The 12564-nt window shown below is 71.7% G+C and carries 11 protein-coding genes and 1 pseudogene; 9 read left to right on the top strand and 3 right to left on the bottom strand.

Features of this window, described 5'->3' with window-relative positions; genetic code table 11:
* The first annotated feature begins 103 nt into the window (after window positions 1–103).
* Complete coding sequence (gene glgA, locus AB0C16_RS11105) at window positions 104–1315, top strand: glycogen synthase (protein WP_357681341.1); 1212 nt, start codon at window positions 104–106, stop codon at window positions 1313–1315.
* On the opposite strand, the gene AB0C16_RS11100 is transcribed toward glgA, so the two are convergent.
* The gene (locus AB0C16_RS11100; RefSeq protein ID WP_357681339.1) at window positions 1284–2543 is read right to left on the bottom strand and encodes a hypothetical protein; all 1260 of its coding nucleotides are present in this window, start codon (window positions 2541–2543) and stop codon (window positions 1284–1286) included. The two genes, glgA and AB0C16_RS11100, sit on opposite strands and share 32 nt — an antisense overlap.
* Before the next feature lie 176 nt (window positions 2544–2719).
* Here AB0C16_RS11100 and AB0C16_RS11095 point away from each other — a divergent pair, with 176 nt between their 5' ends.
* Window positions 2720–4198 (top strand): Nramp family divalent metal transporter, encoded by a 1479-nt coding sequence (locus AB0C16_RS11095; RefSeq protein WP_357681336.1) that lies wholly within the window; start codon window positions 2720–2722, stop codon window positions 4196–4198.
* Between the two features lie 24 nt (window positions 4199–4222).
* On the opposite strand, the gene AB0C16_RS11090 is transcribed toward AB0C16_RS11095, so the two are convergent.
* The gene (locus AB0C16_RS11090; RefSeq protein WP_357681334.1) at window positions 4223–4708 is read right to left on the bottom strand and encodes an OsmC family protein; all 486 of its coding nucleotides are present in this window, start codon (window positions 4706–4708) and stop codon (window positions 4223–4225) included.
* A gap of 39 nt (window positions 4709–4747) precedes the next feature.
* Window positions 4748–4939, bottom strand: a pseudogene (locus AB0C16_RS11085) (nitroreductase/quinone reductase family protein); the annotation flags it as partial.
* Window positions 4940–5082: 143 nt separating this feature from the next.
* Between AB0C16_RS11085 and AB0C16_RS11080 the strand changes: the two are divergent.
* The 7 genes from AB0C16_RS11080 to AB0C16_RS11050 are packed head-to-tail and all read left to right on the top strand — an operon-like array spanning window position 5083 to window position 12412.
* Window positions 5083–6084: a LacI family DNA-binding transcriptional regulator gene (locus AB0C16_RS11080; RefSeq protein WP_357681332.1), complete on the top strand. Its 1002-nt coding sequence runs from the start codon at window positions 5083–5085 to the stop codon at window positions 6082–6084.
* On the top strand, window positions 6081–7343 hold the full coding sequence (locus AB0C16_RS11075) for a sugar ABC transporter substrate-binding protein (RefSeq protein WP_357681330.1): 1263 nt from the start codon (window positions 6081–6083) through the stop codon (window positions 7341–7343). The genes AB0C16_RS11080 and AB0C16_RS11075 overlap by 4 nt, the downstream gene beginning before the upstream one ends.
* A 3-nt stretch (window positions 7344–7346) precedes the next feature.
* Window positions 7347–8225 carry a sugar ABC transporter permease gene (locus AB0C16_RS11070; RefSeq protein ID WP_357681328.1) on the top strand — a complete coding sequence of 293 codons (879 nt, stop codon included), beginning with the start codon at window positions 7347–7349 and terminating at the stop codon, window positions 8223–8225.
* Window positions 8222–9043: a carbohydrate ABC transporter permease gene (locus AB0C16_RS11065; RefSeq protein WP_357681326.1), complete on the top strand. Its 822-nt coding sequence runs from the start codon at window positions 8222–8224 to the stop codon at window positions 9041–9043. Before AB0C16_RS11070 ends, AB0C16_RS11065 begins: the two co-directional genes overlap by 4 nt.
* A 26-nt stretch (window positions 9044–9069) precedes the next feature.
* Window positions 9070–9594 (top strand): DUF3131 domain-containing protein, encoded by a 525-nt coding sequence (locus AB0C16_RS11060; protein ID WP_357681323.1) that lies wholly within the window; start codon window positions 9070–9072, stop codon window positions 9592–9594.
* Window positions 9591–10586: a glucoamylase family protein gene (locus tag AB0C16_RS11055; protein WP_357681321.1), complete on the top strand. Its 996-nt coding sequence runs from the start codon at window positions 9591–9593 to the stop codon at window positions 10584–10586. Before AB0C16_RS11060 ends, AB0C16_RS11055 begins: the two co-directional genes overlap by 4 nt.
* 26 nt (window positions 10587–10612) lie before the next feature.
* Window positions 10613–12412, top strand: a complete 1800-nt coding sequence (locus AB0C16_RS11050) for a hypothetical protein (RefSeq protein WP_357681319.1) — start codon at window positions 10613–10615, stop codon at window positions 12410–12412.
* The last annotated feature ends 152 nt before the right edge of the window (window positions 12413–12564 follow it).

The following is a 12564-nucleotide window of genomic DNA, read 5'->3' as shown; positions in this document are numbered from 1 at the left end:
CCCGTGACCGGCCACGCCTGCCTCCACAGTGCCATCCGGCGGGCCGATATTTACCGGCTTGTCGGTGTGTCCCCGGCGCTCGGCTTGCTCGTAAGGTCGTCTCATGCGCGTTGATCTGCTCAGCCGGGAGTATCCACCCGAGGTGTACGGCGGAGCCGGCGTCCACCTCGAATACCTCGCCCGGGAGCTGCGGCGCCTGACCGACGTCCGGGTGCGATGCTTCGGAACCGATCGGGACGAACCAGGCGTCGCCGCCTACCGGGTCCCCGGCGGGCTGGAGACGGCCAACGCCGCGCTGCAGGTGCTCGGGGTGGATCTGGAGATGGCCGCCGCCTGCGGGGGCGCCGATCTCGTGCACTCGCACACCTGGTACGCCAACTTTGCCGGGCATGTCGCGAAGATGCTGTACGGCATCCCGCATGTGATCACCACGCACAGCCTCGAACCGCTGCGCCCGTGGAAGGCCGAGCAACTGGGCGGCGGCTACACGATCTCGTCCTGGGCCGAGCGCACCGCGCTCGCCGCGGCCGACGCGGTGATCGCCGTGTCGGAGGGCATGCGGCGCGACGTGCTCGCCGCCTATCCCGAGATCCCGGCCGACCGGGTGAGCGTGATCCACAACGGCATCGACACCACCGAATACTCTCCCGACCGGGGCGACGACGTCCTGAACAAACACGGCGTCGACCCCAACAGGCCCTACGTCGTCTTCGTCGGCCGGATCACCCGGCAGAAGGGGCTGATCCACCTCCTGCGCGCGGCGCGGTCCTTCGACCCCGGCGCCCAGCTCGTGCTCTGCGCCGGCGCGCCCGACACCCCGGAGATCGCGGCCGAGGTGACGGGCCTGGTGCGCGACCTCGGACACCAGCGCGAGGGCGTGGTGTGGATCTCCGAGATGCTGCCCAAGCCCGAGGTGATCCAGTTGCTCACGCACGCGACGGTGTTCGTGTGCCCGTCGGTCTACGAGCCGATGGGCATCGTGAACCTGGAGGCGATGGCCTGCGAGACGGCGGTCGTGGCCACGGCGACCGGCGGCATCCCCGAGGTGGTGGCCGACGGCGAGACGGGGCTGCTGGTGCCGATCGACCAGGGCGCCGACGGCGACCCGCGCGACCCCGCCCGATTCGCCGCCGACCTCGCCGACCGGGTCAACACGCTGCTGGGCGACCCGGCGCGGGCCCGCGCCCTGGGCGAGGCGGGCCGCGTCAGGGCCGTCGAGCACTTCTCCTGGGAGCGCATCGCCCGGCGCACCCTCGACCTCTACACCTCGCTCACCGGCTCACTCACCGGCTCCGCCACAGGGTCGCGCGGGTGAGGTCGTGCCCCACCTCGCCGGCCGCGTAGACCTCGGTGGTCCCGGGACGCTGGGCGAGCGCGGAGACCTTGCCGTCCAGCCGCTCGCTCGTCCACCGGCCGCCGGCGTGACGCAGCAGGCGCGAGCCGGTCGAGTCGAGCACCCACAGGCCGCCCCGCCCGTCGGGCTCCGCCTGCGCGAACGTGCTGCCGAGCGCGCCCCAGTCGCACCGCCACGTGTCGCCGTCCCAGTGCAGGGCGACCGGCCGGTAGCGTTCGAGCGGCTCGTTCTCCCTGTCGTACCTGCCCGGCACCAGCCATGACACCCCGCCGACCGCCCATACGTCGTCCGGGCCGAGCACGGCCACGTCGTTCAGGTGGGCCCGGGGCGAGCCGGCCCCGGCCGGCAGGCCCAGCTCGGGCACGCCGACCCGCTGCCAGGCCGTGCCGTTCCAGCGGGCGGCCGGGCCCGCCTCCAGCAGCGGGCCGCTGACCGTCCAGACGTCCGTGCCCGTGCCGCCCACGGCGCCCGCCGGCGCGGGCAGCTCGTGCGACCGCCAGGTGGAGCCGTCCCAGGACAGCGCCGCCGTGCCGTTGACCGCCCACGCGCCCCGGGCGGCCGTGCCGCCGGCGCCGATCGTGGCGCCGAACCGCCCGGTGAGCCGCGACGAGGCGAACGCGCCGTCCCGGAAGCCGCCCACCAGCCCGGCCAGGTCGGCCTGGTCACCCGCCAGCCCGAACGCCCAGGCCTGCCCGGCCGAGGTCGCGCCCAGCGCGGTCACCCGCATGTCCGGCAGCGGGAACGCCTCCCACCGCCCGCCGTGCCGGCGGCGCAGCCCGGCGAACCTCGTCTCTACGGCTCCGCCACTCTCGCGCTGGGTGAAGTGGGTCGTCCAGACCGCGCCGTCACCGCCCACCGCCAGCTTCTCGAAGCCGCCGTACCCCTTGTCGGTGGAGACCGCGCGCCAGGTCGTCCTGACCGGCCTGGCGCGCAGCTGGTCGGCGTGGGGCGGCGGCTGAGCGCAGCGCTCCGGGGCGGCGGCGAGGGGCGGCGGCGTCGGGCCCGTCGCCGGCACGGGAGTGAGCGATCCGCCGGGCGTGCCCATCGCCGAGGCGGCCGGGCCGGGGGTGGGACTGCCCGGAGCCCGCGCGGGTGATGGGACGCAGGCCGCCGCCAACGCCGTCACGGCCAGGGCCACTCCCAGCCGCCCGGGCCTTCGCGGCACGCCGGCCTCCCCGAGAGATCTCATGCCCCCGCACGATAGGCCAGCGCGGCCGTCACGTCTCCCGCCGGTCAGGTCTGCCAGGTCTCCATGACGCATCCTGTCGTCGGCGCGCACATCCACGCGCGGTATATGGGTTTCGCGGCATTTGGGTCTTGTAGCCGACCGGGCAGAGGATCACCCTGAACGGCAGGAGGCCTGAGATGTCGCATCCACTCGGAGTCAGCCGCCCGGATCTCACCGTCACCGACCTGCCCTCGCCTGAAGAGGTGTTCAAGGTCTCCAGGATCGGCCCCAAGGAGCTGTTCAAGTACGCCGTCGGCCCGAGCCTGATCGCGCTCGGCATCTCCATCGGCAGCGGCGAATGGCTGCTCGGCCCGCTCAGCGTCGGCCAGTACGGCTTCGTCGGCGTCGGCTGGGTCATCCTGGTGTCCGCCCTGCTCCAGACGTTCTACAACGTGGAATGCTCCCGCTACGTCCTCGCCACCGGTGAGACGCCGGTCGTCGGCTGGGGGCGGGTGCCTCCGGGATGGAAGCTCTGGGTCCCGCTCTCGGTGCTCATCGTGATCTTCGCGTTCATCGCCGGAGGCTGGGCCGCCTCCGCCGGGCAGGGCGTCTACGCCCTGTTCCACGGCGAGCCGCCGCCCGCCGGCGCCGAGGAGCCCCGGCTGTGGGCCATCGCGCTGCTGGTGCTGGTCTTCGTGATCACCGCCACGGCGCGCCGGATCAGCCGGGCGCTGGAGCTGGCCAACTGGGTGATGGTCGGCTCCATCCTGATCGCGCTGCTGGCCCTCTGCCTGTTCGTGGTGCCGTTCGCCCAGTGGTGGGAGGGCATCCGCGGGTTCGTCACCCCGGCCGCCCCGCCCAGCGGGATCACCGCCACCCAACTGGGCGGTCTGGCCGGCTTCACCGCGCTGGCCTCCGGCCTCAACTGGTACGTGATGGGCCACTACCGCGACAAGGGCTACGGCATGGGATTCCGCGCCGGCTACATCTCCGGCCTGCGCGGCGAGCGCACCGAGATCCTGGCCAGCGGCGTCACCTTCCCGGACGACGAGCGCAACCGGAGCATGTGGCGCCGGTGGTATCGGCTGCTGATGGTCGACATGTGGGGCGTCTTCTTCGTCGGCGCCATCCTCGGCATGCTGCTGCCGACACTGCTCATGTCGCAGGCCGTGGCCATGTCGGGGGAGCGGCCCACCCGGGCCAACGTCCCCACGTTCGTCGCCTCCGCGCTCGGCGACGAGTACGGGCAGGTCATGTTCTACCTGGCGCTCGTGCTCGGCGTGCTGATCCTCTTCTCCACCCAGCTCGGCATCTTCGAGGCCATGGTCAGGGTGACCACCGACGCCGCCCACGCCACCAGCCCCCGGCTGCGCGCCCTGGTGGAGGGCGACCCGCGCCGCTTCTACTACCCGTTCATGATCATCCTGCTGGTGGTCATCTCGATCATCATCCACTTCTCGCTGCCGGTCGGGCTGGTGGAGTGGTCGGCCAACATGTCGAACCTGGGCGCGCTGATCTACCCGTTCATGCTCATCTACCTCAACAGCAAGCTCCCCCGCCCGGCTCGGCCCCGTCCGTGGCACTACGTCATCCTGATACTGAACTTCCTGTTCTTCGGGTTCTTCTTCGTCAACTTCATCGCCGACTTCATCGGCGACCCGCTGGTGACGTTCTGACGGGTTCCGGAGGTTTCCGAGGTTCTAGAGGTCGGTGCTGGCGGCGTGCAGGATCCGTGGCTCGTGGTGCACGGGGAAGTTCACCGAGTTGGCGATGAAGCACAGCCGGTGAGCTTCCCGGTGCAGCTCGACGGCCTTGTCGTGCGTCTCGGGGGCGGCGACCGTGACCGTGGGCCGGAGCGTGACCGAGGTGAAGCGGCCCGCGCCGTCGGCGCCTTCGGACATGGCGCCCTCGGCCTCGTCGACGTAGGAGGTCACCACGACGCCGTTGGTCGCGCACAGGTGCAGATACCACAGCATGTGGCACTGCGAGAGCGACGCGACCAGCAGCTCCTCCGGGTTCCAGCGGGCCGGGTCGCCCCGGAAGGCCGGGTCGGAGGAGCCGTGCACGGGCGGCTTGCCCTCGGCGGACACCTCGTGGTCGCGGCTGAAGGCCCGGTAGCCGGAGGTGCCCTCGCCGAGGTTGCCGGTCCAGGTGACCGTGGTGCGGTAGTGATGTTCGCGGCTCATGCCTCCATCCTGAAGCATCCCGGCGGCGGACGATCATCCGGGGGCGCCGCCCTTGGAGGCCACGACGACGTGGTCGTCGCCGTGCCGCTGGTAGATGAGCGGCGTGGTGTACGCCTGGTCGCTGTTGCGGCCCTTCGTGGTCAGGAGCAGGACGGTGGTGTTGTTCCAGTCGTGCCCCTCCCTGCCGTCGGTCTGCTGGTAGCGCTGCACGTGTTCCTTGCCGTAGAGCATGCCTGACCGGCTACCCGGGAACGCCGTGATGTCACCATCACGCGCGTGGGTCTGTACGGACGCGGGCGATCCTGGCACACTGGCTTTTCTGTAAGCGCTTTCATCGAATGGAGTGAAAGCGCTTACAGAAAAGGGGAGCGCGTATGGACGTGACGATCTACGAGGTGGCCCGGCGGGCAGGCGTGTCGATCGCCACCGTGTCCAGGGCGCTGCGCGGCACCGGCCCCGTGGCGGCCAAGACCCGCGAGAGGGTGCTCAAGGCCGTCGAGGAGCTCAACTTCACGCCCAGCCGCCTCGGCGTCAGCCTGGCCGAGGGCCGGCACGCCGCCAACGGGATCGTCTTCCCCGACCTCGCGGGCCCCTACTACACGCAGGTGCTGCTCGGCTACGAGGAGGTCGCCTCCGAGCTGGGCCGCTCGGTCGTCATCCTGTCCACCAAGGGCCGCACCCGCGACGTGCACGCCCTGGTCAAGGACCTGGCCGGGCGGGTCGACGGCATGCTGGTCTTCGGCCACACCGTGCCCGGCGCCCTCGTCGCCGAGCTGGTCGGCGTGGGCATGCCGCTGGTGTTCGTCTCCCGCGAGCCGCTCGCCGGGGCCGACACCCTGCGCAGCGAGAACACCGCCTCGGCCCGCGCGCTGGCCACTCACCTGCTGGGCCACGGCTACCGCCGCTACGCCTTCCTCGGCGCTCCGCTGACGACCGGCGACGACGTGGACGAGCGCTGGCAGGGCGTGCGGTCGGTGCTGGGCGGTGCGATCGAGGCGGTGCCCATCTCCCACTACACCGTCGAGCACGGCTACGAGGCGGCCCTGCCGCTGCTGCGCTCCAGGAACCGGCCCGAAGCCGTCATCTGCTCGGACGACGAGGTGGCGCTGGGCGCGCTGCTCGCCGCCGAGGAGCTCGGGCTGGCCGTGCCCGGCGACGTGGCCGTGACCGGGTGGGACGACATCATGGCCGCCCGCCACGCCCGCCCGGCACTCACCACGATCCGCCAGCCCATGCGCGAGCTGGGCGCGCGCGCCGCACGGGCGCTCGACGAGCTGATCACCGGTGCCCGCACGACCCCCCAACACCTCGTCCTGACCACCGAGCTGGTGTTCCGTGCCAGCTGCGGTCACCACCCCCAGGAGGAACCCCAGTGAACACCTCGACCAGGCGCCCGGCCGCCGCCCTGATCGCGCTCGCGATCGTGGCGACCGGCTGCGGGCGCGACTCCGACCAGGCCCAGGAACAGGCACAGGACGTCAAGAGCGGCGCCGCCTCCGGCGAGATCACGGTGTGGGCGATCGGCGAGGAGGGCAAGGCGCTCGGCGCGTTCGCCAAGGACTTCGAGACGGCCAACCCCGGCGTCACGGTGAAGGTGACGCCGATGGGCTGGGACGTCGCCCACGACAAGATCATCTCCGCTGTCGCGGGCGGCGCCACCCCCGACGTCAGCATGATCGGCTCGACCTGGGCGGGCGAGCTGTCCAAGACCGGCGCGCTCGAACCGACCCCCGGCAACCTGATCGACAAGTCGGCCTTCTTCCCCGGTGCGTGGCAGACCGTGGACGTCAACGGCACCGCGTACGGCGTGCCGTGGTACGTCGAGACCCGCGTCCTGTTCTACCGAACCGACCTGGCCGAGAAGGCGGGCGTCAAGCCGCCGGCCACCTGGGAGGAGCTGCGGACGTTCGTCAAGGCCCTGAAGGAGAAGGGCGGCGCCGAGAAGGGCTTCAACCAGGGCTACACCGAGGGCTCCTGGCAGGAGCTGCTGCCGCTGATCTGGCAGGCCGGCGGCGAGATCGTCAAGGACGGGAAGTACAGCTTCGACACTCCCGAGGCGGTGACCGCGCTCAAGCAGTACGCCTCGCTGTTCGAGGAGAAGCTGGCCCCCAACGACACGCCCCGGGGCGCCTTCCCGCAGAACTTCATCAAGGGCGAGGTCGGCGGCTTCTTCCTCGGCCCGTGGATGATCGGCGTGCTGGAGAACGACGGCGGCGCCGGCTTCAAGGACAAGTTCGGCGTCGCCCCCTACCCCAAGGGGCCGGTCTCGGCCACCAGCTTCGTGGGCGGCTCCGACCTGGTCGTCTTCAAGAAGGCCAAGAACCGCGACGCGTCCTGGAAGTTCGTGCAGTGGCTGACCGAGCCCAAGGTGCAGGCCAAGTGGTACACCACGGTCAAGGCGCTGCCCAGCGTCCAGTCGGCCTGGCAGGAGCCGGAGCTGACCTCGGACGAGCGGGTGGCGGTCTTCGGCGAGCAGCTCAAGGACGCCAAGACGCCGCCGCCCTACCCGACCTGGGAGCAGGTCGCCAAGGTGCTCGAGGCCGAGCTGGAGAAGCTGGCGCTCGGCAGGTCCACGCCCGAGAAGACGGCCAAGGCCATCCAGGCGCAGGCCGACACGATCGGCACCGGCCTGTAGACGATGGGCCGATTACGCGGGGCAGGACTCGGCTGGGTGTTCGTGCTGCCGTTCCTCCTGATGTTCGTGGTCTTCTACCTCGGGCCGCTGCTCGCCGGGCTGGGCATGAGCTTCACCGACATGCGCAGCACCGACGTGTCCGACCCGCTCGGCGTCGACCTGGTGGGCGTGGAGAACTACATCCGGCTGGCGAACGACGAGGCGATGCGGAAGGCCGCGCTGAACACCGCGATCTTCGTGGTGACCACGCTGCCGCTGGCCATCGGGCTCGGCCTGGCCGCCGCGGTGGCGCTCAACTCGGGCATCGCCCGGCTGCCGGCCGCGTTCTTCCGGCTCGGCTACTACCTGCCGCACATCACCAGCATCATCGGCGTCGCGGTGGCCTGGAAGTTCCTGCTCGAACCCCAGGCCGGACCGCTCAACCGGCTGCTGGAGACGGTCGGGGTGCAGGGGCCGGCCTGGCTGCAGGACGAGGCCACCGCGCTGCCGTCGATCATCGTGATGACGGCCTGGCGCAGCTTCGGCTTCGACATGGTGGTGTTCCTGGCCGCGCTCCAGGGCATCCCGCGCGAGCTGTACGAGGCCGCCGAGGTCGACGGCGCCGGGCGCTGGGAGCGGTTCCGGTCGGTCACGGTGCCGCAGTTGCGGCCGGTGATCCTGTTCTGCACGATCTACAGCTCGACCGGGTTCCTGCAGTTCCTGGAAGAGCCGCTGATCATGACCGGGGGCGGGCCGCTGAACTCCACGCTGTCGGCCTCGCTGGCCATCTTCAAGCAGTTCGGCGTGGGCAACTACGGCTACGCGGGCGCCGCGGCCACGGTGCTCTTCACCGTGATCATCGCGCTGGCCGTGCTGCAGCTCAGGATCGGGAGGGCGCGGTGAGGCGGACACGCGGGCAGCACCTGGTCACCTATCTCGGGCTGATCGTCGGGCTGCTGCTCGTCGTGGGGCCGTTCCTGTGGGCCGGGCTCAGCTCGGTCAAGCCGGAGACCGAGATCAGGCGCGACCCGCCGACGTTCTGGCCGGAGACGTTCACCCTGGACAACTACCGCGAGCTGCTCGAACGGGTGCACATCGGGCAGGCGTTCGCCAACAGCGTGATCGTCGCGCTGGCGATCGTCGCCGGCAACCTGCTCTTCTGCTCGATGGTCGGCTACGGCTTCGCCAAACTGCGCTTCCGCGGCAGGGACACCGTCTTCGCGCTCGTCCTGGCGCAGATGGCGGTGCCGGCGATCGTGCTGATGATCCCGCAGTTCGTGCTGATCGCGAAGCTGGGGATGGTCAACACGTTCATCGGGATCATCCTGCCCGGGCTGATCACGCCGCTCGGCGTCTTCCTCATGCGGCAGTTCATCGCCGACCTGCCCGACGAGCTGATCCACGCGGCGCGGGTGGACGGCGCGGGGGAGTTCCGGATCTTCTTCGGGATCGTGCTGCCGCTGTGCAGGCCGGCGCTGGCCACGCTCGGGCTGATCACCTTCCTCGGAGCGTGGAACAACTTCCTCTGGCCGGCCGTGGTCGCCCAGTCGGAGGACGTCTACACGCTGCCCGTGGCGCTGAACATCCTCAACGGCCACGAGGGCACCCACTACAACCTGCTGATCGCCGGCGCGATGATCGTGGTCGCGCCGATCCTCGTCCTCTTCGTCTTCCTCCAGCGCTTCTTCATCCAGGGAATCGCCACGTCAGGGCTCAAGTGAGGAGCCTTCAAGTGAGGAGCATCGTCATGCGCAAGACCCTCCTGTCCGGCGTCCTCGTGCTCGTGGTCGGAGTGCCGGGGGCGGCCCACGCCTCCGCCGCCCCGGCCGGAGACGACACGCTGCGCCAGTACGCGAAGGACACGTGGCGCTCGATGGCCGCCATGGTGGACCCGGGAACCGGACTGCCCGCCGACAAGGTCACCGGTGACCTGAAGACCAGGGCCCAGGTCACCTCGCCGACCAACATCGGCACGTACGTCTGGAGCACCCTCACCGCCCGCGACCTCGGCGTCATCAAGCCCGCCGACGCCTCCGCCCGGATCGGCAGGGTGCTCGACGCGCTCGAACGGCTGGAACGCCACGGCCCGACCGGCCAGTACTACAACTGGTACGACCCGGCCACCCTTCAGCTCGTGCGCACCTGGCCCGACAACGGAGACCCGGTGCGGCCGTTCGCCTCCAGCGTCGACAACGGCTGGCTCGCCTCGGCCCTGATGATGGTGCGAGGCGCCGGTACGGCGCGAGGGCCTGGCGGCTGGCCACGTCCATGAACTTCGCCTCCTACTACGACCCGGCCGCCCGTCCGGACGCGGGCACCGGGCTGCTGCGCGGCGGGTTCTGGCCCGAGCGGCCCGAGGGGTGCTCGGTCGAGAGCGACTACGCCGGCACCGGCACCACGGTCTACTCGACCTGCCACCACTACGGCTCCCCCAGCGAGACCCGCATCGGCACCTATGTCGGCATCGCGCTCGGGCAACTGCCGCGCGAGCACTACTTCGGCCCCTACCGCACCTTCCCCGACAACGGCTGCGACTGGGCCTGGCAGGACCAGAAACCCACCGGCTCCTGGACGTCCCACCTCGGGGTCAACGTCTGGGAGGGCACGTACGGCTACCGCGGCATGCGCTACGTCCCCAACTGGGGCGGCTCGATGTTCGAGGAGCTGATGCCCGACCTGGTGGTGCCCGAGGCGAAGTGGGCGCCCCGCAGCTGGGGCCGCAACCACCCGGTGTTCGTCAAGGCGCAGATCGAGCACGGCCTGCGCGAGGCCCGCTACGGCTACTGGGGCTTCTCCCCGTCCAACGACCCCCACGGCGGCTACCGCGAGTACGGCGTGGACCCGCTCGGCATGCTCGCCGAGGGCTACACCTCCGACGCCGAGCGGACCTCCTCCGACCCCGGCTACGAGGGCTGCCGCCCGGCCCAGCCCGAGCCCGCCTCCTACGGCGACGGCGTCGTCACCCCGCACGCCGCGTTCCTCGCCCTGCCCTACGCCCGCGCCGAGGCCCTGGACAACCTGGCCAGGCTCCGGAAGAACTTCGACGCCTACGGGCCGGGCGGCTTCTACGACTCGGTCGCGGTCCGCTCGGGCGCGGTGTCGAAGTGGTATCTCGCGCTCGACCAGGGGATGGTCATGGCCGCGCTGGGCAACGTGCTCGCCGGGGGCAACCTGCACCGCTACTTCGGCAGCGCCGACGTCGAGGCCAGGCTCCGGCCGGTGATGCGGCTGGAGGAGTGGGCCGTCGTCCCGCCCGGCAACTGAACCCTCCAACAGATCGGGGATCATCCATGAGCACCGCCGACGCCGCCCGCGACGACTGGCGCGAGCGGATCCACCAGGCCTCCGGCGAGGTCGTCCCGGCCTCGCCGCCCGCGCCGCCGGCCCCGGCCGGCCTGCGGGCCTGTCCCGGAGCCGGGCAGGTGACGCTGACCTGGGATCCGGTGCCCGGCGCGATCGGCTACCTGGTGCACCGCGACGGTGTGCCGGTGGGGCAGCCGGACGTGGACGTGCCCGCCGTGCCGGGCTGCCGGTACGTCGACACGGCACACGGCCCGACCGCCTACTCCGTGGCCGCCCTCGCCACCATGGACACGCTCGGGCCGCGCTCGGCCGAAGTGACCGCCGGGCCCCTTCCGGCGGGGCCCGCCGCCGTCACGGTGCGGGTCGACGCCGCCCGGGTGACCGGAAGGCTCCAGCGGCCCTGGCAGCCCATGATCGGCTCCGAGCACCTGTCGTACCTGCTGAGCCGGGAGGAGACGGGCGGCCGGCTCGTCGGGGCGGAGCTCGCCGAGGCGCTGCGCACCGTGCGCGACGAGCTGGGCGTGCGGGCCGTGCGGGCGCACGCGATCCTCTGCGACGACCTCGGCGTCTACCGGGAGGTGGACGGCCGGGCGGTCCACGACTTCACCCGGGTCGACGAGGTCTACGACACGATCATGGGCCTCGGCCTGCGCCCGGTCGTCGAGCTCGGCTTCATGCCGCGGGACCTGGCCGCCGACCCGACGCGGACGGTGTTCGGCTACGAGGCGGTCATCTCGCCGCCCAGGGACTTCGAGGCGTGGGGCGACCTGGTGCGGGCCCTGGTCGAGCACCTGGCCGAGCGCTACGGAATCCAGGAGCTCGTCGACCACTGGGCCTTCGAGGTGTGGAACGAGCCCAACCTGGCCGTCTTCTGGTCCGGCACGCCCGAGGACTACTTCCTGCTGTACGACGTCAGCGCGGCCGCCGTGAAGAACGTCCACCCCGGCCTCCGGGTGGGCGGCCCCGCCTCGGCCGCCGACGGCTGGATGGAGGAGCTGCTGGCCCACGTCGCCGGGTCGGGCGCGGCTCTCGACTTCATCTCCACCCACACCTACGGCAACGCGCCGCTCGACTGGCGTCCCGCCCTGGCCCGGCACGGCAGGCCGGGCACCCCCATCTGGTGGACGGAGTGGGGGCCCACGCCCACCCACTTCCACGGCATCGGCGACGGCCCGTTCGGGGCGACGTTCCTGCTGCACGGCATGAAGTCGGCGGCGGGCCGGCTGGAGGCCCTGTCGCACTGGGTGGCCTCCGACCACTTCGAGGAGCTGGGCCGGCCGCCGCGGCTCTTCCACGGCGGCTTCGGTCTGCTCACGGTCGGCAACCTGCGCAAACCCCGCTTCCACGCCCTCACCCTGGCCGCCCGGCTGGGCGACGACGAGCTCGCCGCCACGGTCGAGGGCGACGCGGCCGGCGTCGAGGTCTGGGCGGCCCGGCACGGGGACGGCCGGGTCGGCGTGCTGGTCTGGAACGGCACGCTCGACCAGTCGCGGGCGGCCGGAGCGCCGGAGCTGGCCCGATCGGTGACCCTGGCGATCGGCGGCCTGGACGGCGACCACACGCTCACCCACCACCGTCTCGACCACGACCACTCCGACATCGAGGCGGTCTGGCGGTCGATGGGCGGCGGCGACTGGCCGGCCGGCCGCCAGTGGGACGAGCTCCACGCGGCCAACACCCTGGACGAGCTCACGCCGCCGGCCCGGGTCACGGCCGAGGGCGGAACGGTGACGCTGGAGTTCGACCTGCCGATGCCGGCCGTGTCGTTCGTCGAACTGACCCCGTGAGGCGAGCCCGCGTCGTACTGGACGCACCGCGGGCCGGGGGCCGCAACGCCGCCCGTACGGGGGGAAGGGCGTCCGTGCCGTCCACCGGCCGTGCCGTGCGTGCCAGCCTCGGCCGTGCCGGCCCGTGCGTGCCGAACACCGTCCGTGCCGGG

Source organism: Nonomuraea sp. NPDC048916 (assembly GCF_040649575.1).
GTDB lineage: Bacteria > Actinomycetota > Actinomycetes > Streptosporangiales > Streptosporangiaceae > Nonomuraea.
Note: the sequence above shows the minus strand (reverse complement) of the source record. Positions and strands in the feature narration are given on the sequence as shown.

Coding starts and splice junctions, on each gene's coding strand:
- glgA (WP_357681341.1), top strand. CDS start 104: ATGCGCGTTGATCTGCTCAGCCGGGAGTATCCACCCGAGGTGTACGGC.
- AB0C16_RS11100 (WP_357681339.1), bottom strand. CDS start 2,543: ATGAGATCTCTCGGGGAGGCCGGCGTGCCGCGAAGGCCCGGGCGGCTG.
- AB0C16_RS11095 (WP_357681336.1), top strand. CDS start 2,720: ATGTCGCATCCACTCGGAGTCAGCCGCCCGGATCTCACCGTCACCGAC.
- AB0C16_RS11090 (WP_357681334.1), bottom strand. CDS start 4,708: ATGAGCCGCGAACATCACTACCGCACCACGGTCACCTGGACCGGCAAC.
- AB0C16_RS11080 (WP_357681332.1), top strand. CDS start 5,083: ATGGACGTGACGATCTACGAGGTGGCCCGGCGGGCAGGCGTGTCGATC.
- AB0C16_RS11070 (WP_357681328.1), top strand. CDS start 7,347: ATGGGCCGATTACGCGGGGCAGGACTCGGCTGGGTGTTCGTGCTGCCG.
- AB0C16_RS11060 (WP_357681323.1), top strand. CDS start 9,070: ATGCGCAAGACCCTCCTGTCCGGCGTCCTCGTGCTCGTGGTCGGAGTG.
- AB0C16_RS11055 (WP_357681321.1), top strand. CDS start 9,591: ATGAACTTCGCCTCCTACTACGACCCGGCCGCCCGTCCGGACGCGGGC.
- AB0C16_RS11050 (WP_357681319.1), top strand. CDS start 10,613: ATGAGCACCGCCGACGCCGCCCGCGACGACTGGCGCGAGCGGATCCAC.